The sequence below is a fragment of the Ruegeria sp. AN6 genome, assembly GCF_056540425.1.
The window spans coordinates 173,686-194,472 of sequence record NZ_JBQFWR010000006.1 but is presented as its reverse complement, the minus strand read 5'-3'; the positions used below and the strand labels follow the sequence as shown (position 1 = coordinate 194,472).

23 protein-coding genes are annotated in these 20,787 nt (G+C 55.4%); 12 read left to right on the top strand and 11 right to left on the bottom strand.

Going from position 1 to position 20,787, the window contains the following annotated elements:
- Positions 1–72: 72 nt before the first annotated feature.
- Both ACR0MQ_RS12060 and ACR0MQ_RS12055 read right to left on the bottom strand, forming a co-directional pair.
- Complete coding sequence (locus ACR0MQ_RS12060) at positions 73–738, bottom strand: flagellar hook capping FlgD N-terminal domain-containing protein (RefSeq protein ID WP_480608439.1); 666 nt, start codon at positions 736–738, stop codon at positions 73–75.
- A 3-nt stretch (positions 739–741) separates the two neighbouring features.
- A complete protein-coding gene (locus ACR0MQ_RS12055) occupies positions 742–1,962 on the bottom strand; it encodes a flagellar hook-length control protein FliK (protein WP_480608437.1) in 1,221 nt (406 codons plus the stop codon).
- A gap of 113 nt (positions 1,963–2,075) precedes the next feature.
- On the opposite strand from ACR0MQ_RS12055, the gene ACR0MQ_RS12050 reads away from it, so the two are divergent.
- The 6 genes from ACR0MQ_RS12050 (at position 2,076) to ACR0MQ_RS12025 (ending at position 5,793) form a co-directional block, all read left to right on the top strand.
- The gene (locus tag ACR0MQ_RS12050; RefSeq protein ID WP_170771593.1) at positions 2,076–2,348 is read left to right on the top strand and encodes a rod-binding protein; all 273 of its coding nucleotides are present in this window, start codon (positions 2,076–2,078) and stop codon (positions 2,346–2,348) included.
- Complete coding sequence (locus ACR0MQ_RS12045; protein WP_170771592.1) at positions 2,341–2,688, top strand: flagellar export chaperone FlgN; 348 nt, start codon at positions 2,341–2,343, stop codon at positions 2,686–2,688. Before ACR0MQ_RS12050 ends, ACR0MQ_RS12045 begins: the two co-directional genes overlap by 8 nt.
- Before the next feature lie 210 nt (positions 2,689–2,898).
- A complete protein-coding gene (locus ACR0MQ_RS12040; protein ID WP_170545302.1) occupies positions 2,899–4,146 on the top strand; it encodes a flagellin in 1,248 nt (415 codons plus the stop codon).
- A 77-nt stretch (positions 4,147–4,223) separates the two neighbouring features.
- Positions 4,224–4,598: a flagellar biosynthesis regulator FlaF gene (gene flaF, locus ACR0MQ_RS12035; RefSeq protein ID WP_170545299.1), complete on the top strand. Its 375-nt coding sequence runs from the start codon at positions 4,224–4,226 to the stop codon at positions 4,596–4,598.
- Positions 4,598–4,999 (top strand): flagellar biosynthesis repressor FlbT, encoded by a 402-nt coding sequence (gene flbT, locus ACR0MQ_RS12030; RefSeq protein WP_480608431.1) that lies wholly within the window; start codon positions 4,598–4,600, stop codon positions 4,997–4,999. Before flaF ends, flbT begins: the two co-directional genes overlap by 1 nt.
- Complete coding sequence (locus ACR0MQ_RS12025; RefSeq protein ID WP_480608428.1) at positions 4,996–5,793, top strand: DUF1217 domain-containing protein; 798 nt, start codon at positions 4,996–4,998, stop codon at positions 5,791–5,793. The genes flbT and ACR0MQ_RS12025 overlap by 4 nt, the downstream gene beginning before the upstream one ends.
- A gap of 152 nt (positions 5,794–5,945) precedes the next feature.
- On the opposite strand, the gene ACR0MQ_RS12020 is transcribed toward ACR0MQ_RS12025, so the two are convergent.
- The 3 genes from ACR0MQ_RS12020 to ACR0MQ_RS12010 form a co-directional block, all read right to left on the bottom strand.
- The gene (locus ACR0MQ_RS12020) at positions 5,946–7,505 is read right to left on the bottom strand and encodes a DUF427 domain-containing protein (RefSeq protein ID WP_480608425.1); all 1,560 of its coding nucleotides are present in this window, start codon (positions 7,503–7,505) and stop codon (positions 5,946–5,948) included.
- A 90-nt stretch (positions 7,506–7,595) separates the two neighbouring features.
- On the bottom strand, positions 7,596–8,297 hold the full coding sequence (locus ACR0MQ_RS12015) for a helix-turn-helix domain-containing protein (protein ID WP_170476330.1): 702 nt from the start codon (positions 8,295–8,297) through the stop codon (positions 7,596–7,598).
- Positions 8,269–8,556 carry a hypothetical protein gene (locus tag ACR0MQ_RS12010; RefSeq protein ID WP_170476327.1) on the bottom strand — a complete coding sequence of 96 codons (288 nt, stop codon included), beginning with the start codon at positions 8,554–8,556 and terminating at the stop codon, positions 8,269–8,271. The genes ACR0MQ_RS12015 and ACR0MQ_RS12010 overlap by 29 nt, the downstream gene beginning before the upstream one ends.
- Before the next feature lie 176 nt (positions 8,557–8,732).
- On the opposite strand from ACR0MQ_RS12010, the gene ACR0MQ_RS12005 reads away from it, so the two are divergent.
- The 4 genes from ACR0MQ_RS12005 (at position 8,733) to ACR0MQ_RS11990 (ending at position 12,677) form a co-directional block, all read left to right on the top strand.
- On the top strand, positions 8,733–9,212 hold the full coding sequence (locus ACR0MQ_RS12005; RefSeq protein ID WP_170771585.1) for a hypothetical protein: 480 nt from the start codon (positions 8,733–8,735) through the stop codon (positions 9,210–9,212).
- A gap of 110 nt (positions 9,213–9,322) precedes the next feature.
- Positions 9,323–9,940, top strand: coding sequence for a ribonuclease HII (locus tag ACR0MQ_RS12000; protein ID WP_170771716.1), 618 nt, complete (start codon positions 9,323–9,325; stop codon positions 9,938–9,940).
- Between the two features lie 105 nt (positions 9,941–10,045).
- The gene (locus tag ACR0MQ_RS11995) at positions 10,046–11,149 is read left to right on the top strand and encodes a site-specific DNA-methyltransferase (RefSeq protein ID WP_170545279.1); all 1,104 of its coding nucleotides are present in this window, start codon (positions 10,046–10,048) and stop codon (positions 11,147–11,149) included.
- Positions 11,150–11,288: 139 nt separating this feature from the next.
- The gene (locus tag ACR0MQ_RS11990; RefSeq protein WP_480608420.1) at positions 11,289–12,677 is read left to right on the top strand and encodes an adenylate/guanylate cyclase domain-containing protein; all 1,389 of its coding nucleotides are present in this window, start codon (positions 11,289–11,291) and stop codon (positions 12,675–12,677) included.
- Positions 12,678–12,755: 78 nt separating this feature from the next.
- Here ACR0MQ_RS11990 and ACR0MQ_RS11985 read toward each other — a convergent pair whose 3' ends face one another.
- Together ACR0MQ_RS11985 and ACR0MQ_RS11980 are read right to left on the bottom strand one after the other, a co-directional pair.
- Entirely contained in the window at positions 12,756–13,892 is a 1,137-nt protein-coding gene (locus ACR0MQ_RS11985) for an alkane 1-monooxygenase (protein WP_480608417.1), read from the bottom strand.
- A 59-nt stretch (positions 13,893–13,951) separates the two neighbouring features.
- The gene (locus ACR0MQ_RS11980; RefSeq protein WP_480608506.1) at positions 13,952–14,938 is read right to left on the bottom strand and encodes an A/G-specific adenine glycosylase; all 987 of its coding nucleotides are present in this window, start codon (positions 14,936–14,938) and stop codon (positions 13,952–13,954) included.
- A 150-nt stretch (positions 14,939–15,088) separates the two neighbouring features.
- On the opposite strand from ACR0MQ_RS11980, the gene ACR0MQ_RS11975 reads away from it, so the two are divergent.
- On the top strand, positions 15,089–15,595 hold the full coding sequence (locus tag ACR0MQ_RS11975; RefSeq protein WP_480608414.1) for a DUF721 domain-containing protein: 507 nt from the start codon (positions 15,089–15,091) through the stop codon (positions 15,593–15,595).
- Between the two features lie 14 nt (positions 15,596–15,609).
- Positions 15,610–16,275, top strand: coding sequence for a DsbA family protein (locus ACR0MQ_RS11970; RefSeq protein ID WP_170771577.1), 666 nt, complete (start codon positions 15,610–15,612; stop codon positions 16,273–16,275).
- Between the two features lie 38 nt (positions 16,276–16,313).
- Here the strand turns inward: ACR0MQ_RS11970 and lpxK are convergent, their stop codons facing one another.
- The 4 genes from lpxK to ACR0MQ_RS11950 are packed head-to-tail and all read right to left on the bottom strand — an operon-like array spanning position 16,314 to position 20,664.
- Positions 16,314–17,312, bottom strand: a complete 999-nt coding sequence (gene lpxK, locus ACR0MQ_RS11965; RefSeq protein ID WP_170771575.1) for a tetraacyldisaccharide 4'-kinase — start codon at positions 17,310–17,312, stop codon at positions 16,314–16,316.
- Entirely contained in the window at positions 17,299–18,534 is a 1,236-nt protein-coding gene (locus tag ACR0MQ_RS11960) for a 3-deoxy-D-manno-octulosonic acid transferase (protein ID WP_480608411.1), read from the bottom strand. The genes lpxK and ACR0MQ_RS11960 overlap by 14 nt, the downstream gene beginning before the upstream one ends.
- Positions 18,531–19,331: an inositol monophosphatase family protein gene (locus tag ACR0MQ_RS11955; protein WP_480608408.1), complete on the bottom strand. Its 801-nt coding sequence runs from the start codon at positions 19,329–19,331 to the stop codon at positions 18,531–18,533. The genes ACR0MQ_RS11960 and ACR0MQ_RS11955 overlap by 4 nt, the downstream gene beginning before the upstream one ends.
- Entirely contained in the window at positions 19,318–20,664 is a 1,347-nt protein-coding gene (locus ACR0MQ_RS11950) for a TldD/PmbA family protein (RefSeq protein WP_480608405.1), read from the bottom strand. Before ACR0MQ_RS11950 ends, ACR0MQ_RS11955 begins: the two co-directional genes overlap by 14 nt.
- Positions 20,665–20,787 lie beyond the last annotated feature (123 nt).

Sequence of the window (20,787 nt, the reverse complement as noted above, 5' to 3'; positions counted from 1 at the left end):
GTCAGACAGGGAAGTTACCAGATTGAGCAGCGAGTCGATTTTGCCAAGCTTTGACCTGCGCCGCCCAACAGATCAAGCACCTGTTCGGATTTGAGTAACCTCATTCACAGGTACTTCTGCCCCGCTTTCAAGCGTTAACATGACCTCACCGTCACCAACTTGGGCCTCAACAACACGGCCAAAAGCTGCGGTGGGGGTTTCGGCCAGCAATTTGTCTCCCTTATAGCTCGCGAGAGACGCAGAGTAACTCCCTGCCAGAAACGCAGGGCCGGTACTGTCAACACCGTGCCATTCGAATTCTGTTTCATTGACGGGTACGGTAATTCGGTCGACCACGTCGCCCTGCGTGTTGCGGATGACCAGTTCAGCTCTGGTTGCATCAGGAGCTGCACTGGCAAAGAGCGTAACAGGCTGGTTTTCAAACTGAAATGGTGCGGCAACTTGAACATCCATACCAACCCAACTGGCAAGCTGATTCAGATTGACCGATCCCAACGTCAAAGCCAGACCAGATAAAAGTTCATTTGCTTTGACCTGTTGTTCGACCATCGAAAACTGCGCGAGCTGCGAGGCGTATTCTGACGAGTCCAATGGTTCCAGCGGATCCTGATTTCGTGCCTGTACCGTCAGCATGCGCAGGAATGTCTTGAAATCCGACGTCAGAGCAGAACGTTGCGCGTTGCTGGGTACACCTGAGGTGGCAATTGGGTTTGCGGTTGAACTCGACGGGGTGATCATCGCTCAAAGCCTCACATCAAGGCCACCACGCGGGCCGGATTGAACTATCGGTGCATTATGAGTCTCATCAACAGCGACCTCCGATGTGTCAGAGAACTGCTGCGCCTCGGGATCTTTTTCTTGCTCTGCTGTGTTACCGGACAGGCCCAGATCAAGTGACATACCTTGGTATCCAAGTTTCTCGAATTCAGCGGATAACAGCGTGATGTGCCGCCGCATCAAATCAAGCGTTTCTGGCCGTTCCGTCATGATCATCAGATGCAACCCGTCTTCACGGTTGGTTAATGTGATCGAGACGCGGCCCAGTTCCTCGGGGTTGAGGGCGATGTCTACGCCCTGAGCGCCAGGCCTTGCTGAGATGACGGCTGCCAATTGGCCCGCAATGGCGCGGGCATATTCGGCGCGATGGGGTATAAATGGTGTTGTGCCCATGGTTTCCCGCTGGATGGGCACAGATGTCGCTTCCTTTAGTGTTGGCATATCGAGAATCTCGTAGTCTGTTACGGGTTCGCGGATTGTATCTGCGGGAGTTATTTTTGTGGCTTGGGTCGATATCAGAACACTAGTGGCGCTAGCTGTTTGCTGCTGCGAGACTGCTTTAAGTACCGACGCGATCGGTGTGTCTAAATCCGGGCGGATGCCGACTTCGGCCGAATTTCGAGACTGAATTTGGCGTGCATTCGAATTCGGGCTGATCTCGGACCGACCTAGCGTCTGTGTGAGCATCCGTTTTTCAACTTTATCGGATTTTTGTTCCGGCGCTGGCGGGATTTCGGACGCTGCCGGGGCGGTCGAACTTATTGCTGTCGACCTATTTGTCTGATCGGTTGGTGAAGTGGATATGTTCTGATTAGACACTGGTCCTACAGCAGGCGAGGGTACTGCTATTTCCGATTGTCCCGGCACTTGCAATTCGCCGTCCGCAAGCGTCAACAGTTGCGGAGACGCAGCCTCGGGATTTGGCAACTCCTCATCACCGTTTTGGGATAGTGGTTCCTCATTAGTTCTAACAGAGTCGTTGATTTCGACATCCGGCTGTTCTTCTACTACGACTTTCTGTTTTGAAATTGTTTGCAAGCTCTCAGGATCGTTCAACTCGACCTCTTCGTTCATGACGTCCTCAAAGGCCCGAGCTCCCTTGTTCTCTCGCGCACCCCCGTGCGGGGCATCGGATTTGCTTCCTGTCGTGGTTGAGGCCGTCAAAACGGTCAGCGGGTTGGACATTTCATGCTCCGGCTGTGTTTGCCTGATCCGGACTCTGACCTCAGGAAGTTACAATTATTTTAACTGCTTTCCTGTTTGATCATGAAAGTTCGAAGCAATTTACGGAGAATCCAATGTCGATATCAGCAATTGGAGCAACGACGCCGGCCGCTCAAGCTTCAGATAAGCTTAGAGCTGCCTCAATCGAGCTTGAGGCAACCTTTCTCGCCGAGATGTTGAAATCCGCGGGCCTTGGGCAGGCGCGGAAATCGTTCGGAGGAGGCGCAGGTGAAGACCAGTTTTCTTCCTTTCTAATTCAGCAGCAGGCCCAGCAGATGGCCCGCGCTGGTGGAATTGGCCTGTCAGAGGTTCTCTTTAATGCAATGATGGAGAAGGCCGATGGATGAAAATCCGATAAAGGCGTTGGAAGATCTGCTGGATCAGGAGCGTAAGGCATTGATAGGCGGCGATCTTGACGACCTGAACCGATTGGCACCTGAAAAAGAAGACCTAATTGATGCTCTCAACGGCCTGAAAGTCATTGATAGCGACGACCTTGTTCGTGTTCAGATGAAAGTCGCGCGTAATCAGGCACTATTGACCAGTGCAGCCGAGGGCATCCGCGCCGTTGCTGAACGCATGTCGGAACTGCGTCGCGTGCGTCAGGAGTTCAGTACTTATGACGCGGCGGGTCAGCGGAATGGGTATTCGGTGCGCTTGCAGGCAAAGCTGGAGAAGCGTGCATAAGGCTGGGTTTGATTCAAATCCAAAGCTTTGGATTTATTCGTCTTAGCACTCCGTTAGGGGATCAGGGTCAAAGTTGGGATTGCACCTGGAACAGCAGGTGGCGCGAAGGCCACAGGGCGCGACGCAAAGGTCAGAACGACGGAATGCCCGCCGGTTCGGTGGGTCCAACATGGGCGTCGAAGGCGCTCGAACGCAAAGAGGATGACAAATATGTCCAGCATTCTGACGAACAATGGCGCAATGGTTGCGCTGCAAACTCTCAAATCCGTAAACAAGAACCTGGCGATGACGCAGAACGCGATTTCGACCGGTAAAGATGTGGCGACGGCCAAGGACAACTCTGCCGTCTGGGCTATTTCCAAAGTGATGGAATCGGACGTTAAGGGTTTCAACGCCATCAAAGACAGCCTGGCGCTGGGTGAATCCACAGTGGCAGTTGCACGGAACGCTTCGGAAACGGTTACAGATCTGCTGAACCAGATGAAAGGCAAGATTGTTGCGGCACAGGAAGACAATGTCGACCGTGGCAAGATCAATGACGATGTGACGGCATTGCGGGACCAGATCGCATCGGTCGTAGGCGCGGCGCAATTCAATGGTCTAAACCTAGTCGATGGGTCGGCAGGTACAGCATCCATTCTTGCGTCGCTGGACCGTGATAGCGCTGGAAACGTAAATGCATCATCAATTTCGGTCGCGAGCCAGGATTTGTCGACCGGCGGCTATGCGTCGAAGGGGGTTCTGGCGGGGTCGGATAACGTAACCACCGACAATGATGCAGCCGGGTTCACAATGGATAAGTCCGGTGGTTCGGGTGATATCGTTATCGACAGCTCGACTGACAACTTTGCTGCTGGTGACCAGGTGTCGATTACCATCGGTGACAAAGTTGCTTCCTATACGGTTCAAGCTGGAGATCTGGACCCGTCGGGCACCTACGACTCAGCTTATACTGATGCGATTGTCGCAGTTGGGTTGAAGAACCAGATTGATGCCTTGGGTATTACCGGTGTGGCTATCGACTATGACTCCAGCGCGGCGGGTACGCTCTCATTCGTTACCGGGACTGCGACAGCGGGTGCTGACGCAGATCGCGATGTGACCGTTTCGGCGCAATTCACCAATGCCGGAGCAGGCGGTTTAGGTGCGTTGTCGTCGATTGACGTATCGACCGATGCAGGTGCCGCGGCAGCATTAGGAACCATCGAGACACTGATCAACACCGCGATTGATGCATCGGCCGCATTTGGTTCGTCGCAGGGCCGGATTGAAACCCAGAAAGAGTTCATCTCGAACCTGGCGGACTCGTTCAAATCCGGTATTGGCTCATTGGTCGACGCCGACATGGAAGAGACGTCGGCCCGGTTGCAGGCTCTGCAGGTGCAACAACAGCTGGCGACGCAGTCTCTTTCTATTGCGAACCAGGCTCCGCAGTCCATCCTGTCGCTGTTCCGCTAATTCAGGAACTCAGCCGGGGCGCGCGCGCCGTGCTCCGGCCTTAACTGCCCGCTGATGGATAATCGGAAGGATTTCAAGTGACTCCGCAAACGCTCGCCCAACGCGCTTATGCGCAATCTGCTGCACCGACGCGAACGCCCCGGGATACGGAATATGAGGCGATATCCAAAATCACACATCGCCTAAAGTCTGCGTCGGCACGCATGGAAACGGATTTTACCGCCTTCGTCCAGGCATTGCATGAAAACCGCCGGTTGTGGAGCGTGTTGGCGACCGATGTTGCGGATGCTGATAATGCACTGCCGAACAATCTGCGGGCTCGAATATTTTATCTCGCTGAATTCACGGAACAACACAGCAGTCAGGTGTTGGGAAATAAAGCGACAGTAGAGCCGCTGCTTGAAATCAACATGGCAGTCTTGCGAGGACTGCGTCAAATGAGGGGGAATTGATGGGCGGTCTGGTGCTAAAGCTTGCTCCAAAAGAGCGGGTTCTGATCAACGGCGTCGTCATTGAAAATGGTGACCGCCGCAGCAGATTTTCCATCATGACACCGCAAGCCAATGTTCTGCGTCTGCGCGATGCAATTCACCCTGAAGAGGTGAACACCCCAGTGCGTCGTGTTTGCTATGCAGCACAGCTTGTGCTGTCTGGTGACACAAAACCCGATCAGGCGCGTCAGCTGTTGCTGCGACGCGTAGAGGAGTTAAGCCAAGTCTTTACAGATACCGATAGCCGCCGGGTGTTGGCCGATGCCACAGAAGCGTTGGTGGCTGAGCAATACTATAAGTGCCTAAAAGCGTTGCGCTCTCTATTGCCACGAGAAGAGCGGTTGATGGCGTATGAGCAATGACCTTTCAACCGGTTGTACCCACCGGTGGAATTGTGGGCTGGCGATTTCTTCAGCGGACGTATGACGCGCAACTGCAAAGTTTTTCGAACTCGTCGATTAATGAGCGTGAGACAGCGTATTTTCTGAAAAACATAGGAAATGTTCGCTCGGCTGAAGATCTGGTTGCTGATCGTCGCTTGCTACAGATCGCCTTGGGCGCTTTTGGCCTCGAAGATGATCTGAACAATCGGTTTTTCATTCAAAAGATCCTGTCGGACGGTACTCAGGCGGAGGATGCATTGGCGAATAGGTTGGCTGACAAGCGATATCGTGACTTTGCAAAAGCTTTTGGATTGGGGCCGGGTGAGATTCCCAAGACGAGTTTGGTCAGCGCGATGGAGAAGATCGCCGAAGATAATCTGACCGCTCGGTTCGAAATATCGGTTGGTGAATCCGATGAAACGATGCGTATCGCATTATTCACGCAGCACGCCTTGCGCGAGATAGCTCAACAAGGTGGAAGTGAGAACAGAATATGGTTCGTCCTTATGGGATTGCCACCGTTGCGCAATATGATGGAAACGGCATTAGGCCTGCCCAGATCATTTGCACAGTTGGATTTAGACAAACAACTTGAAGTCTTTAAGGATCGGTTGCATCGCGCCACCGGATCCTCGGATCTGGCGCAATTTACGGATATAGAAGCCGTCGAAAAATTGACAGATACCTATCTGACCCGCAGCCAGATCGCGCAAATCCAGAGTGTAACTTCACCTGCACAGACGGCTTTGATCCTGCTGGGTGGCGGGTTTTGATACTAAATTCCGGATCTCGGACGGAGTTCGATCTGGGTCAGAAATCACCAAAGCTCTGAAGCGTAAATTCGAATGTGGTAAAGACCAGGCTTCGGCAGCTAGGTGTTCAGATCTTTTGACGCGTCGTGTCCGCTGACAATATAAGTATCCGGTTAGATATCTGCAGAAGCTTGCAGTGCAAAAGAACTAATCGGTTGCGAAACGTTGTGCAGCTTGATCTCTCCCAATGGAATGGCCTGTTTGCAGGCGGGCTCGATATCGTGGGATACAACGATTCTGTGGCCAGCTGTTTTGCCATATTCCCCTAGTCTGGCGGCGATATTGGCCGCTTGTCCGATCACCGTAAAATCCAGCCGTTCTTGTGAGCCTACATTGCCGTAAGTAACACGACCATAGGCGACGCCTATTGAGCAGTCGCAATGATAGTCATTTTCGCCGTTGCGCAGCTCAGACAGTTTCTCGACGATCTCAATCGCGGAGAGCTGCGCGTTGGTCCGGGCATTAGCGGCGTCGTCCCCCGCCGGGAAAACAGCTAGTACCGCGTCGCCGATGAATTTCAACACTTCTCCATCATGGTCGTGCACGATCCCCGATACTGTTTCGAAGAACGCGTTCAGCAAATCGATGTATTCATCGCGGCCCAACGTCTCTTCGAGCGCGGTTGACTTGCGCAGATCACAGAACATTATGGCCGCATCGATATCATCGCCATCACCTCGGCGGATTTCACCGCCCAAAACCCGAGCGCCCGAGCGTTTGCCCACATAGGTCTCAAGCAGAACCTGAGCGTTTTCACGCTGCATGAAGACCTCGTAGAAGCGCGCGATTACGGAAGAGCACTCAAAAACCAGGCCAAGGTTTTCTGTTGTGAATCCATCTGGGTGATCACTGGTCAGAGTCAGGACGTTTATTCGCCCATCTGAAAAGGGTAGTGGCATGGCAACATAGTCTGTTGCCCCTTTCGCGCGCAGATCTTCGATGATCGGAAAGCTATTATGTGGATTGTCGTTGTTCAGGCGTTGGCGCACGCCGCCCAGGCCATTTGAGACGTGGCGCAGGGGGCTATTGGTAAAGGCAGGGTGATCGTGGATCTCGTAGGTCGGGGTGTGGGTCGAAATCTCGGCTGTGTCCTTTTCCCAGATGTAGTGTTTGCCTGCGATCAACGGGTGCAGCGACCAGACCAGGATGCTAAGGCGTTGTATTGCGATGCCGTGTTCCAGCATTTTCTCGGCCAGTGCTTTGGTGAAAGCATCAGGTGTTTCGATATCCGACGCTCCGCGCATCAACCAGTCGATCAAAGGCCCGCTGATGTTGCCGTCATCGGGTTGCCGAAGTTGGTTTTCTCCAAGGTCGATCCGCGTCGCCGTGTTGGGCATAAAGCCGATATGTCCTTGAATGGCTGCGCTTTCGGGAAAGGCATCTTCATAGGCCCAGATCGAATTTCTCAAGTGTTCTTCCGGCAGGCTGATGTCGTGATAAGTTGCGGTGCCCTTGAAGGGGCAGAATGTTTGCAACTCAGTCTCGGGGCTGAGTTCCACGCACAGATCTTCACGCGGGATGTAAACTGCAGGGGGCAGCCGCGTTTCATACATAACCTTGGCATTATGGCTTTCGGCTAGCAGGATATCACCACGGTAGATCGCAATCCGCCCTTTTAACGGTTCAACCGAAATACCATAGCCTTTGACATTTGGTGTGGCATGGACGTTCATCTGCAACCTCCCCTGGCCAAGCCCTTATATGATGGGCCTTCAAGGTGACGATTCCAAGATGTGTACACAGATTTTACCGCGGTGAAGCAGTCAGACCATCTGAATAACGTCTTTTTCGATCGACAACATGTAGCCTTTTTTTGCGATATTTTTCACCAGCAATTCACTGACCATCTGATTGCCGAGTGCGTCCCTTAGGCGTTTGATGCGGGTGGCACCAGCGGCTTCTTCGCAATCGATCACGTTCCGCCCTGAAATCATGGCTTCGATCTGCGCACCGGACAGAACTTCGTCATCCAGCCGGGATTCGGCTAGTACCGATAGGGTTTCCATTGCTGCGGGAGTCAGCCTGAAATCCATGTTGTTGAGGTAGACAGTGTTTTCCTCCCGGCTGATTAGCAGAGAGGTCACCTGAATCCCGGTCCGTTCAATCTGCGCCATGCGGCGATTCAGCAATACCAGCATAACCAGAAATACCAACGCAGTGATCAGCATCGCGGTTGCAAATACCAACAGGACAAAAATCACCATCCTATAGCTGGACAGCGTATCGGCGAATGCTGTGCCGGATTGGGCCAGTATTTCCAGCAGGCGGATTTCGGATTGTGAGGTCAGGTCAGACTCGACAAACAACCGCTCGACACGCGCGTTGAAAGCGTTCGCATCCGGTAGCGTCCAGAACAGGAAAACCGCTGCAGTCACCAGGATCGCGACGATTGCCGCTATCCCCAGACCAACCAGCCGAACCCCCGAGCGGCGTGCTTCAGTAACGGAGATAGAATTTTCCGGCATTGGCCTTCCTTTGATCCAATCCATTCGCCTCAAAAACGGTCATCACGTTCAGCAGGGTCCAGCCGTTTGATTTCAGCCGCTTTGCGACTTCGTTCCGGGCCGAGCCCTTATCGCAGCTTGAGACCTGCATAACGCCATAGTGCAGGCGCAAGGGATTGTCCTGCTTGGCTTTGTAGTCGGCAAAGCAATCTGCCGCGACGGCCTGCGACCCAACCGATATCAGGGCCGTCAGAGCCAGAGAAGAGAGGATCTGTTTCATGGGCTGCATCCTGCGCATGGGTTGGGCGGATATTCAATAACCTCAGGGGTTTTGAGGTGCTGATATTGGATAACAGATTGCCGTTATTGCTTGTCTGAAGGGGGAGGTCGCAATGTCGGGTCATCAGTTTTGCGGTCGTTAACAGGCCTGCCCCATTATCCGAAAGGACACGTATCATGCACCGGAAGTTCATTGCTCTGATCATCGCAACCGCCGTCGCCATCACCGGGATCTCAGCGTCACAGGCACGCGCGGCGGATACCCGAGATATTCTCGGCGGATTGGCTGCAATCGCGATCATAGGTGCTGCGGTCAACCACTATCATCAAGAGAAAAAGCGCGACGAAGAGGCAGAACGCCGCAAGCGTCATAAGAAGGCGGAAGCCAAGGCGAAGAAGGCCAAGAAAAAACATGCTGTACGCCCGTTGCCAAAGCGGGTGGCCCGTTATGATCTGCCGCAGCGCTGCCTGCGCACGTTCAATGCCTATTCGAGCAATCGTCCCTTGCTTGGGCCGAACTGCCTTAAGAAGCACTATAAACATGCCGATAGCCTGCCACACCAATGCAAGGTTGGTTTCTGGAATGGTAAAAGGGTAAAACGGGCATACGAACCCGCCTGCCTGCGCCAGAAAGGATACCGCGTCGTTTACCAGTAACCGGTTTCGAGCAGGAGTGGCGCCACAGAAGCGCCACGCGGGAGAGGGTGGCGCAAGCTGCCCTCTTCTTTTTTCTTGCGCCCGGCAAGGAAACGCGGTTTGCCAATTATATGACGACACCTGATTTCGAACTCGAACGGGCTTTGCTGGCGCGCGGATACACCCGAATTGCCGGGGTGGATGAGGTTGGGCGTGGTCCATTGGCCGGGCCGGTTGTTGCGGCAGCGGTGGTATTGAATTCGCAGGATATTCCGGACGGGCTGAACGATTCCAAAAAACTGACGGCCAAACGTCGCGTTGGTTTGGATGAGACATTGCGCAAACGGGCAGAGGTCGCGGTGGCCGAAGCCACAGTCGCCGAGATAGATGAGCACAACATTCTGCGCGCCTCACATCTGGCGATGGTGCGTGCGGTCGCGGCGCTCGACCCTGCACCGGATTTTCTGCTGATCGATGGAAACCTGATCCCGCGCGGGATGAAACTGCCCTCGCAGGCAGTGGTGAAGGGCGATGCACGGTCGGTGTCGATTGCGGCGGCGTCAATCATCGCGAAAATCTGGCGTGATCAGTTGATGGTGGATTTGGCGCAACAGCATCCCGGCTATGGGTGGGAGGCAAATGCCGGATATCCGACAAAACAGCACCGCGAGGCGCTGCAAAATCTTGGCGTGACCCCACACCATAGACGTTCGTTCAAACCGGTCCACAATATCTTGTATCAAGAGTAAATTGTAAGTTGCTGATTCAAAAAAGAAATTGACGGCGAATCATCTTTGACTCATCCTTGTCCCAACCAAATGAGCGCAAAAGCGCCGTGGAACTGAGGCAGTGATATGACCACAATCAAGACGAAGGGCGCAACCGCGCTCCCTTTAAACACGATTCTATCCGGGGACTGCATCGAGGTGATGAACAGTCTGCCCGAGGCGTCGGTTGATCTGATTTTTGCGGACCCCCCGTATAATCTGCAGTTGAAAGGCCAGTTGCACCGGCCAGACAACTCTCAGGTCGATGCGGTCGATGATCACTGGGATCAATTCTCAAGCTTTGGCGCCTATGACCAGTTCACGCGTGAATGGCTGAAAGCGGCGCATCGTTTGCTGAAGCCCAATGGTGCGATCTGGGTGATAGGGTCTTATCACAACATTTTCCGCGTGGGTTCCGCCCTGCAGGATGCGGGCTATTGGATTCTGAATGATGTGGTTTGGCGAAAATCGAACCCGATGCCGAATTTCCGCGGCAAGCGCTTCACCAATGCGCATGAGACGATGATCTGGGCCTCCAAACGTGAGGGTGCGAAATACACGTTTAACTACGAAGCGCTGAAAGCGCTGAATGAAGGCGTACAGATGCGCAGCGATTGGGTGCTGCCGATCTGCACAGGGCATGAGCGCTTGAAGGATGAAAATGGCGACAAGGCGCATCCGACACAGAAGCCAGAATCACTGCTGCATCGTGTTTTGATTGGCTCGACCAATCCGGGTGATGTTGTGCTCGATCCCTTCTTTGGTACTGGCACCACGGGTGCTGTCGCGAAAATGCTTGGGCGAGAGTTCATCGGTATCGAACGCGAAGAAAGCTATCGCAAGGTGGCTGAAAAGCGCATCGCCAAGGTCCGTAAATTCGACCGCGAGGCGCTGGAAGTCAGTGCCAGCAAACGCGCCGAGCCACGCGTGCCATTTGGCCAATTGGTCGAACGCGGCATGCTGCGTCCGGGTGAGGAGCTTTATTCCATGAACCAGCGCCACAAGGCCAAGGTACGCGCAGATGGGACGTTGGTAGGCGACAACGTCAAGGGCTCGATCCATCAGGTCGGCGCGCATCTGGAGAATGCGCCCTCCTGCAATGGCTGGACTTACTGGTGCTTCAAACGCGATGGCAAGACTGTGCCAATTGATGTGCTGCGTCAGCAGATCCGATCAGAGATGCATAGCTGATTTACTCAATACCGCCGGTGCCTGTGGCCTGACACAAGGCACTAAGCCTTGCCCCGCCGTTTAGGCGGGGTCTTTTGTTTTCCTCTATAGGATGATTGCATAGCGTAGCCCCTGACAGCGCATATGGGAGACCGATGCAATGACCGAGACAACCGCCAGTCAATCTCGTCTGAGCAGACTGTTCTTCACGCAGCCGGACAATTATGACCTAGACAACAAGTACACCGAAGCCGCGCTGGAACGAAATAAGCGTGAGGGTTTGGAGCTTGCAGTTCGGGCGCGTTGGATCGCAATGGCCTTTACAGCACTATTGCTGATTTACCTGAACCCCCACTGGGAGGTTCTCTGGTACCATTTCATTCTGTTGCTGATCTGCGCCAATGGTTGGCTGATCCGACGTGCGGGGCGCGTTGGTCAATCCCGAACAGAGCTATTTTTGATCTTCATTGATCTGCTGATCATGACACTGGGTATGATCGTTCCTAACCCATTCAGCGACGACGTGCGGCCGCTGGCAATGCAGTACCGGTTCGACAACTTCCAGTATTTCTTCATCATTCTGGCTGCAGGAACTCTTGCCTATTCCTGGCGTACCGTCATCGCGATTGGAACTTGGACGGCGTTCATGTGGACAGCAGGTTGGGTGATTGCATGGTGGGTCTCCATGCCGATACCGGGGATCAGCGAGCGCGTATCCGAGGCCTTGGCAGGTTATCCAGACGTCGCAGAATTCATGGATCCCAACAGTTTCATGCCGACGCTTCGTATTCAGCAGGTGATTGTTTTTGTCATGGTTGCAGTGACGCTTGGTGTTTCGATGCGGCGCCTCAATCGCTTGTTGATGTCGAATGCCGGGCTTGAACGTGAGCGCGCGAACTTGTCGCGCTATTTCTCTCCGAATGTGGTTGATGAGCTCAGCCAGAACGATGAGCCTTTGAAGCAGGTCCGCAAAGAAGACATTGCGGTTCTTTTCATCGACATCGTTGGGTTCACCAAATTTTCTGCGGGGCGCGATCCGTATGAGGTTATCGAGGTCTTGCGCGGGTTCCATGCGCGGATGGAGACAGAGGTGTTTCGCCATCATGGAACGCTCGACAAGTATCTTGGAGACGGATTGATGGCTACGTTTGGCACACCGTTGCCAAGTGAATTGGATGCGAGCAATGCATTGGCTTGTGCCCGGTCGATGGTCGATATGATCGACCGCTGGAATATTGATCGCAAACGCGCCGGCGAGGCAGAGATTCAGATCGGAGTAGGGGTTCACTATGGCTCAGTTGTCCTGGGTGATATCGGAGCGAACCGGCTGGAGTTCGCCGTGATAGGTGATGCGGTAAATGTTGCTGCAAAGCTTGAGGCCATGACGCGCGAATGCGCTGCCCGCATAATTGTCAGCGATGCATTGCGCACCCAAGCGTTGCAAGAAACACCGAACTCAGAAGACTTGATGGCAGGATTTGAACAGCGGCCGGATCAGACGGTGCGAGGTGTCGCCGCCCCGATGGATTTTTGGGTGCTCCAAAAATAGGGGCTCCCGCCTGTCAGAACCGCATCAAAGATGCGATCCTTCCTGTTGGGCGGAGCAGCACGCTGGCGCGTGCTGCGGTTAGGTGCGAGGCAGAGGGTTCTGCGCCTTGTTATAGGGCTGCCAGTCGGCGATCTCGGGATAGTATTTACGTCGCCACGCTCGGACCTTGGGGTTCATGATGCGTCGCCACAATGGTGGGATCATCGCAGCAATTGTCATGACCGGATACCCATATGGCAGTTGCGGGGCGGCGTCCTGAGAATGGTGTTGCAGCAAAGGGAACCTGCGGCTTGGTTTGTAATGGTGATCCGAATGGCGTTGCAGGTTGATAAGTAGCCAGTTCGACGCTTTATGCGACGCATTCCACGAGTGGCGCGGGTGGACGTGTTCGTACTTCCCGTCGCCAAGATATTTGCGCGTCAGGCCGTAATGTTCGACATAGTTGACCAATTCTAGCTGCCAGATCGCGGTACCTGCCTGCAGCAGGAACAAGCCTAGCCCGGCCCATCCTCCGAGCAGGTACGCCAGAAGCAGCATGGTCGATTGCAAGGTCCAATACCGCCAGAAGGGGTTCGTGGAAGCTGTCCAGGGGCAGTCTTTGCGGGCCAGTTTATTCGCTTCGGCGTGAAACGCCGATTTTAGACTTTGGCGCAGGACGCGCGGATAGAAACGGTGGAAGCCTTCGTTGTAGCGTGCGGTCACAGGGTCGCGTGGGGTGCCAACATAGCGGTGGTGGACCAGCAGATGTTCGGACCGGAAATGGGAGTAAAGCACCATCGACAGCAGGATATCCCCCAGCCATCGTTCCAGCTTGCCTTTCTGGTGCATCAACTCGTGGCTGTAATTGATTCCGATCGTGCCTGAAATAACGCCCATGCCGAAGAACACGCCGATTTTTTCGATTGTGGTCAGTCCCGTTGCGCGGGTCGTGTACCAGATCAGTCCGTAAAGCGTGAGGAACTGCACCGGAGCCCATGCTTTGGTCAGCCAAATATACCAGTCCAGCTCTTCATCTAGCGCATCCGGGTCGGCATTTTCCAAGTTAAGCCCCGTCAGTTGATCCAGCACAGCGAAGGCCCACCAAGTTGAAAGAGGCACAAGCAAGACCCACCAACCACCAGCAAAAGAAGTCATCCAAATGAGTGGGACCAGCAGGTATGAGACCCAAAATGGAACGGCAGATTGCCAGCGAGAGAGGGTGTCAGATGCAATCATCTTGGGGCTCCAAAACGTTGCCCGAACAGTAGACCGCTCTTTATGTTTTGCACAGCGGTCTATTGGCCGCGCCAGAGATCGAAACCCTTGCGCATAACGGTGGGTAAGTCGCTGGGTTTGAACTGGTGTTTGTCCATGATCATAAGATCGTCCGGAGTAAACCCATCGGGCAGTTTGGTCGTCCAGATACGCAGGATCAGGTGAAAATGGGTGAAAGTGTGCCGCACTTCGCCCGGTATTTCTTGCCAACGCGCCGGGAACGGAGGATTTTCTACAGGCGCGTCGGACCAGTCCGAGCCCGGCCAGCCCAACATGCCGCCCAGCAGGCCTTTGTCGGGGCGGCGTTCCAATAGCAGAGCGCCATCACTGCGTTGGGCGATATAGATATGGCCCAGCCGTGTAGGTTTCGGTTTTTTGGGTGTTTTTTGCGGTAATTCTGCCTGCGTACCCGCAGCCCGCGCCAGACAGGGCGCATAGAGTGGACAAATCCCGCAGGCTGGAGATTTAGGAGTGCAGATCGTCGCGCCTAAATCCATAACCGCCTGAGCATGATCCCCGGGCCGCAGAGGTGGTGTCAGTGACGCGGCCTTTTCTTTCAACAGGGGTTTTGAACCAGGCAGGGGATCGTGAATGTCAAATAACCGCGCCATGACTCGTTCGACGTTGCCGTCCAAAACAGTCTCGGATTGATCAAATGCAATCGCTGCAATAGCAGCAGCGGTGTAGGGCCCAATTCCCGGCAGTTTCAGTAATCCGTCGTATCTCTCGGGGAATCGACCATCATATTCAGCAGCGACAACGCGCGCGCATTTCAATAAGTTGCGCGCGCGGGCGTAATAGCCAAGGCCAGCCCACTCGCCCATGACCTGATCGTCTTGGGCCTGTGCCAAGGCTTTGACAGTGGGCCAACGGGTGGTGAATCTGATGAAATAGTCGCGCACAGCGGCTACGGTGGTCTGCTGTAGCATAACTTCGGAAAGCCAGACCCGATAGGGATCAGGCATGACACCGGCGGCGCGATCCACCGGGCCAATGCGCCACGGCATTTCCCGCGCGTGGCGGTCGTACCAGTCCAACAGCGTCTTGCTCAGGTCGATTTCGGTGCAGTCACGCAAGTTTTATGTAACTCCCTGTCGGGTTTCACTGGCGCACAGGTCGCAGCTTATTACAATAGTCGCGCAAGAGTTGGAAACCAGATGCAACGCAGACGTTCTTCGACCCGCGGGTTCAAGCGCACCGCCACTTTGCTGAATGACCGGATCAGGCAGGCCGGGGAAAGCCGGGGTTTTGCCGTCTCGCGCCTTTTGACCCATTGGGCCGAGATTGTGGGCCAGGACATCGCGTCGATCGCCCGGCCGGTGAATGTAGGATACGCCAAGGGCGGATTTGGGGCGACGCTGACGGTGCTGACAACCGGACCGCAGGCGCCAATGCTGGAGATGCAGAAAGAACAGCTCCGTGACAAGGTGAATGCCGTCTATGGCTACAACGCGATCAATCGGGTACGTATCACCCAGACCGCGCCGACCGGATTTGCCGAGGGGCAGGCGAGTTTCGATCATAAACCGAAACACACAAAACCTGTTGTTTCACCAGAAGTTGCAGCTGAGGCCGACAATGTGTCGCGCGCAGTTCATGATGAAGATTTGCGTGCAGCCCTTGAACGATTGGGCCGCAACGTTTTATCCAGACAGAAACGCTAAGAAAGGGCTGAGGAATGAGCCGGATTGCAACCGTAATATGTGCGGCTGTCGCCGTAGCCGCTGGCGGCTATTGGCTGACAACGTCGAGTAATACGATCCCTTCGAACCCGCTTGTCGGTACCGCCGAGGCGCAAGAGGCGGATCTGGACACGTCAACCATCGTTGAGATGGTGCAGGGGGCGGAAGACGCGCCAGTCGAGATCATCGAATATGCATCATACACTTGTCCGCACTGCGCGAATTTCCATCAGGGCGCGTATAAGCAGCTCAAGAAGGACTTCATCGACACGGGCAAGGTCAAGTTCACCTACCGCGAGGTGTATTTCGACCGCTATGGCCTTTGGGCATCGATGGTGGCGCGGTGTGCGGGCCCCGAGAAGTTCTTTGGCATTACCGATCTGCTGTATGAAGGTCAGTCCGAATGGACTCGCGCCGGAGGTCCCGCCGAAATCGTTGACGAGCTGCGCAAGATTGGTCGTCTAGCAGGTATCGACAATGATCAGCTTGAAGCCTGCTTGCAGGACGGCACCCGCGCGCAGACTCTGGTAGCCTGGTATCAAGAGAACGCTGAACGTGATGGAATTCAGGCGACACCCTCGTTCATCGTGAATGGCAAGAAGGTTGATAACCAGTCTTATGACGACTTCAAGAAGTTGATCGAAGACGAGCTGGGCAGCTAATCCCTGTTGGGCCAGCCTGTATCGGGCTGGCCATTCGTTCAGGGTGAGGGCGCGACTTTGGTTAACATCGCTTTGACCATTTCATCCTGATTGATGTGTAGCCGGACCGGAAGTGTCAGGACCTTACTTCGGAACGCCGCAGGTAAGCGCACGGCGTCCTTCTCGGTCGTAACCAATTGGGCGCTCAACGCTTTAGAGTCCTTCTCCAAGCGGCTCATAAGGGCGGTTGTCAGCGGCTGGTGATCGTCCAAAGCTTCGGCGCGCAGCAGTTTTGCGCCTTGTTGCCGCAGAGTTTCAAAAAACTTCTCGGGGTATCCGATGCCTGCAAATGCCAGAACAGAGGTATCGCTCCAGTCCATTCCGGTTTGCAGCGGTCGCATCTCACCCGTGGCGTGGGGCACCGAAAGGGCGTGGCTCCATCTTTCAGCGAAAATCGATTGCGCCTCGGAATCGCCAAGGGACAATACAAGATCAGCTCGCTTCAACCCCGCTTCCACAGGTTCTCGCAAGGGTCCGGCAGGAAGGCACAGCCCGTTGCCAAATCCCCGCGCGGCATCCACCACGATGATCGAAAAGTCTTTGTTGACGGAGGGATTTTGAAATCCGTCATCCAGTACAATTGCGGTCGCGCCCGCAGCTGCGGCAGCCTGTGCTCCGGCGGCACGATCCTTGGCAACCCAGACTTCGGCGAATGCGGCCAACAAAAGGGGTTCGTCGCCCACCTGCGCCGCGGTGTGTTTCCTTGGGTCAACCTGTACTGGGCCTTCCAGAGATCCACCATGTCCGCGGGTGACAACATGAGGCTGGTGCCAGATGCCCCTAAGACAATCCAGTACCCATATTACGGTTGGCGTTTTTCCGGTGCCGCCCGCGTTCAGGTTGCCGACGCAGATTACCGGTATCCCCGGTGAGAGGCTCTGCCCGCTCGCCACGCGGCGGGCTGTCGCGGACGCGTAGATGCGGCCGAGTGGTGCAAGTAATCTGGCCCGCAAGTCCAACTGATCGGGGGCCGAATTCCAGAAATCAGGGGCGCGCATGGTGGGCCCTCCGCCGGTCCAGCGTGTCTTGCACCATGTCGATCAGTTGATCCGCCTGTGGCGCGCCTTCGGTTACAATCTGCCAACCGGCCAATGCCATGTCTGCGGTACGGTCCGGAGCCAGCAACTCGACTACGCCATCGCCCAACTCAGTCGCCGATTTTATGGTTATGGCGGCGTTGGCTTGGTTCAACCTATCATAAAGGACCTGGTAATTGCCGACATGCGGGCCATTAATCACCGCCGATCCCAACGCGACTGCAATTAACGGGTCTTGACCACCTGCGTTGCGTTCCAACGAACTGCCCATGAATGTCACGGCTGAAACACGATGCCAAAGGCCCAGATCTTCGGGTTCTGATGTCACGATGACTTGCGTTGTATCCTCAATGGCATGACCTTCGTCCCAATTAGCGCATCGCAAGTCCATCGCCTCTAAACGTTTGTACAATGGCGCGGCCTCGGATGCATCGGCCACGTGTAGGACCATAGCAAGACGCGGTAACAATCGTAGTGCCTGGCGATGTGCACTGAGTACCGAAATAAACTCCTTGGCCTGAACCCACGCGGCCAGCCAAACTGGCCGACCGGCCAGAATGTGGTTGGTCTCGATCAATTCATCCTCGGGCCAAGGGGTTGGGTTGGGGCTGATATGAAGAGGAGGTTCGACCAAAATTTTTGCCGAGTTGACCCCCAACCTCCGGATTTGGCGTGCTGTTTCATCATTTGTGGTGAGGATGGTCGTAAAGCAATCCAGCGTATAACGGGTAATATCCGGGAGCCAACGCCCACCTCGCGCCGTCTTCACTTCAACCAATGCCTCAAGCAGTACGAGCGGGATTGACCGTTCCTGCGCACGGGTAATGATGTTTGGCATTAATCCACCGCCGAACCAAAGTCCCATATCGGGGCGCCAATGGTCCAGGAAAGCTCGTGCGGCACCGGTGTGTTCGGCCGGGAGCTTTAGAATTTGGCAGCTGCACTCTTCCCATTCTCCGATATCGGCGTCGGGAGGCGCTGTTAGAAGCAGCGACAAACCCGGTCGCGCGGACATCAAGCGGCGACAGAAATCATCAACGGCGCGCAGCCGGTATGGTGTGCTGACATGCACCCATAAAACTTCTCCCTCGGGACGCGCTATACCTGCAAAACTGGTGTTCTTGGGAACACCCCAAGAAAGGACCCGATAGGCCGCCAGGCTGAGAGATCGTGGTTTACTCATGCTGAGATGCCGATCCCGCGTGGGTCCAATCTGGAACGAAGATTTTCATGTACCTCTGAGCCCGCCGCTACAACGCCATTCAGGCGAGGGTGAGCATTATTGAACCGTAGTGGATGCCCTAACCGATCTGTACAGCGTCCGCCCGCCTCACGCAGGATAAGATCACCGGCGGCGATATCCCATTCCCAGCTGGGGCGCAGGGTCAGCATTCCGTCGAACCGTCCTTGTGCAACCAATGCCATCCGATAAGCGAGTGACGGCCGGTACACTCGGCGAAAGTCCGGGACAGCCTCAGACAGCCAATGGCGCGGATCAAGATTAGGTTTTGCGGCCAGAATCTCGGCGTCGGACAGCTGCACCCGCCCAGAAACGTATATGGGTCTGCCATTCAGCGTTGCGCCTTGCCCTTTTGCGGCGGCATAAAGCAGATCGCGCATTGGCAGATAAATGACCGCTGCCGTTACCTCCCCCTGCTCAGACACGGCCAGCGAATGCGCCCAGGTGCGTGATCCTTCGGCAAAACTGCGGGTGCCATCGATGGGGTCAATGACAAAGACCCGATTACGGGTCAGGCGATCAGGTGAATCCTCGGTTTCTTCGCTGAGCCAGCCGTAGTCCGGGCGGGCAGCCTGCAGTTCACGCTCGAGCATTGCATTGACGGCCAGATCAGCTTCGGTAACCGGTCCTGCGCCTTTGGGTTTGTCCCAGCGCTGGGCGTCAGGGCCCGAATAGCGCGTGGCGATCTTTCCCGCCTCAAGCGCGGCGTCGATCAGCAGGGACAGGTCAGTTGCCGGCAAGGGTCATCCCTTCAATCAGCAGCGAGGGCACAACGCGCGACAGGTAAGCCCGCGCATCGTTGGCAGGAATGATGCGCATCAACATGTCGCGCAGATTCCCCGCGATGGTGCATTCGTTGACAGGGTGCGTGATCTCACCGTTTTCGACCCAAAAACCCGATGCACCGCGGGAATAGTCGCCGGTATTGGGGTTGATGGTCGAGCCAATCATCGACGTAACCAACAGCCCTGTCCCCATATCGCGCAATAAGTCAGCACGTGTTTTGTCGCCCGGCGTCAGACTAAGGTTCCAGTTGCTGGGTGAGGGTGGCCCGGATACGCCGCGCGCGGCGTTCCCGGTAGAGCTCATTTCCAGTTTGCGCGCGCTGGACAAATCCAGCGTCCATCCAGTCAGCACGCCATCCTCAACGATAGCCCGCCTGTGTGTTGCAAGGCCTTCGGCGTCAAATGGGCGCGAGCCGGAGATGCGCGGGCGATGCGGATCCTCGATCAGCGACAGGTGTGACGGCAGAACTTGCTGCCCTAGGCTTTCCTTCAGCCAAGAGGCTCCGCGTGCAATAGCGGCGCCATTGCTGGCCGCCAGCAGATGGCCGATCAGGGACGAAGAAATACGCTCGTCGAAGACGACAGGGAAACTGCCGGTCTGCGGTTTGCGCGCACCCACGATCTGAACCGCGCGCTCACCCGCTGTTCGGCCAATCTCGGCCGGGCTGCGCAGATCTGACTGAAAGGTACGGCTGTCACCGTCATAGTCACGTTCCATCCCCGTGCCCGCGCCGGATATGGCAACGCATGAGGTTGAACGGCTGCTGCGCATGTAGCCACCCGAAAAGCCGTTTGTCGCGGCAAGATGGACCCGGTGAGTGCCATAAGCCGCCGCCGCGTCAGAAACCTGCGATACGCCCGCAACTTCCAACGCCGCTGCTTCGGCAGCCAACGCGTCCTGCATCAGAGCTTCGGCGCTGGGTTCAGGGGCCGTGTCAAAAAGTTCCAGTGCATCCATGTCCCAGTCGGTGATCAACTGGTCGGGTTCAGCCAAACCGGTAAACGGATCCTCCGGGGCTTCCCGGGCCATGGCAACAGCCCTTTCGGCCATCGCTTTGAGGGTCTCGGGACGGCTGTCTGAAGTGGAAACGATCGCCTGACGCTTGCCCAGAAAAACCCGCAGCCCCAGATCGGTTGCTTCCGAGCGTTCGGCATGTTCCAGCGCACCACCACGCACCTCGACAGAAACGGATGAACCATCAATAACAATGGCATCGGCCGCTTCGGCGCCAGCCCTGCGGGCTGCGTCCAGCAGTTCGTCGCTGATGTTCTGAGGTGTTCGGGTCATGAGGCCTCCGGTCTGGTTATACTGGACCTAGCCTCGGATCGTTCGTCCCGCAAGGCCTGCAGCACAATAGCGTAATGTGCCTCAGGCGGGAAAGGCCACGATTGCGGCCTTTCCCCATATGTT

What these genes read in the sequence shown, in the direction of transcription:
- ACR0MQ_RS12060 (WP_480608439.1), bottom strand. Translation starts at nt 738, where the DNA reads ATGATCACCCCGTCGAGTTCAACCGCAAACCCAATTGCCACCTCAGGT.
- ACR0MQ_RS12055 (WP_480608437.1), bottom strand. Translation starts at nt 1,962, where the DNA reads ATGTCCAACCCGCTGACCGTTTTGACGGCCTCAACCACGACAGGAAGC.
- ACR0MQ_RS12050 (WP_170771593.1), top strand. Translation starts at nt 2,076, where the DNA reads ATGTCGATATCAGCAATTGGAGCAACGACGCCGGCCGCTCAAGCTTCA.
- ACR0MQ_RS12045 (WP_170771592.1), top strand. Translation starts at nt 2,341, where the DNA reads ATGGATGAAAATCCGATAAAGGCGTTGGAAGATCTGCTGGATCAGGAG.
- ACR0MQ_RS12040 (WP_170545302.1), top strand. Translation starts at nt 2,899, where the DNA reads ATGTCCAGCATTCTGACGAACAATGGCGCAATGGTTGCGCTGCAAACT.
- flbT (WP_480608431.1), top strand. Translation starts at nt 4,598, where the DNA reads ATGGGCGGTCTGGTGCTAAAGCTTGCTCCAAAAGAGCGGGTTCTGATC.
- ACR0MQ_RS12025 (WP_480608428.1), top strand. Translation starts at nt 4,996, where the DNA reads ATGACCTTTCAACCGGTTGTACCCACCGGTGGAATTGTGGGCTGGCGA.
- ACR0MQ_RS12020 (WP_480608425.1), bottom strand. Translation starts at nt 7,505, where the DNA reads ATGAACGTCCATGCCACACCAAATGTCAAAGGCTATGGTATTTCGGTT.
- ACR0MQ_RS12015 (WP_170476330.1), bottom strand. Translation starts at nt 8,297, where the DNA reads ATGCCGGAAAATTCTATCTCCGTTACTGAAGCACGCCGCTCGGGGGTT.
- ACR0MQ_RS12010 (WP_170476327.1), bottom strand. Translation starts at nt 8,556, where the DNA reads ATGAAACAGATCCTCTCTTCTCTGGCTCTGACGGCCCTGATATCGGTT.
- ACR0MQ_RS12005 (WP_170771585.1), top strand. Translation starts at nt 8,733, where the DNA reads ATGCACCGGAAGTTCATTGCTCTGATCATCGCAACCGCCGTCGCCATC.
- ACR0MQ_RS12000 (WP_170771716.1), top strand. Translation starts at nt 9,323, where the DNA reads ATGACGACACCTGATTTCGAACTCGAACGGGCTTTGCTGGCGCGCGGA.
- ACR0MQ_RS11995 (WP_170545279.1), top strand. Translation starts at nt 10,046, where the DNA reads ATGACCACAATCAAGACGAAGGGCGCAACCGCGCTCCCTTTAAACACG.
- ACR0MQ_RS11990 (WP_480608420.1), top strand. Translation starts at nt 11,289, where the DNA reads ATGACCGAGACAACCGCCAGTCAATCTCGTCTGAGCAGACTGTTCTTC.
- ACR0MQ_RS11985 (WP_480608417.1), bottom strand. Translation starts at nt 13,892, where the DNA reads ATGATTGCATCTGACACCCTCTCTCGCTGGCAATCTGCCGTTCCATTT.
- ACR0MQ_RS11980 (WP_480608506.1), bottom strand. Translation starts at nt 14,938, where the DNA reads ATGCCGTGGCGCATTGGCCCGGTGGATCGCGCCGCCGGTGTCATGCCT.
- ACR0MQ_RS11975 (WP_480608414.1), top strand. Translation starts at nt 15,089, where the DNA reads ATGCAACGCAGACGTTCTTCGACCCGCGGGTTCAAGCGCACCGCCACT.
- ACR0MQ_RS11970 (WP_170771577.1), top strand. Translation starts at nt 15,610, where the DNA reads ATGAGCCGGATTGCAACCGTAATATGTGCGGCTGTCGCCGTAGCCGCT.
- lpxK (WP_170771575.1), bottom strand. Translation starts at nt 17,312, where the DNA reads ATGCGCGCCCCTGATTTCTGGAATTCGGCCCCCGATCAGTTGGACTTG.
- ACR0MQ_RS11960 (WP_480608411.1), bottom strand. Translation starts at nt 18,534, where the DNA reads ATGAGTAAACCACGATCTCTCAGCCTGGCGGCCTATCGGGTCCTTTCT.
- ACR0MQ_RS11950 (WP_480608405.1), bottom strand. Translation starts at nt 20,664, where the DNA reads ATGACCCGAACACCTCAGAACATCAGCGACGAACTGCTGGACGCAGCC.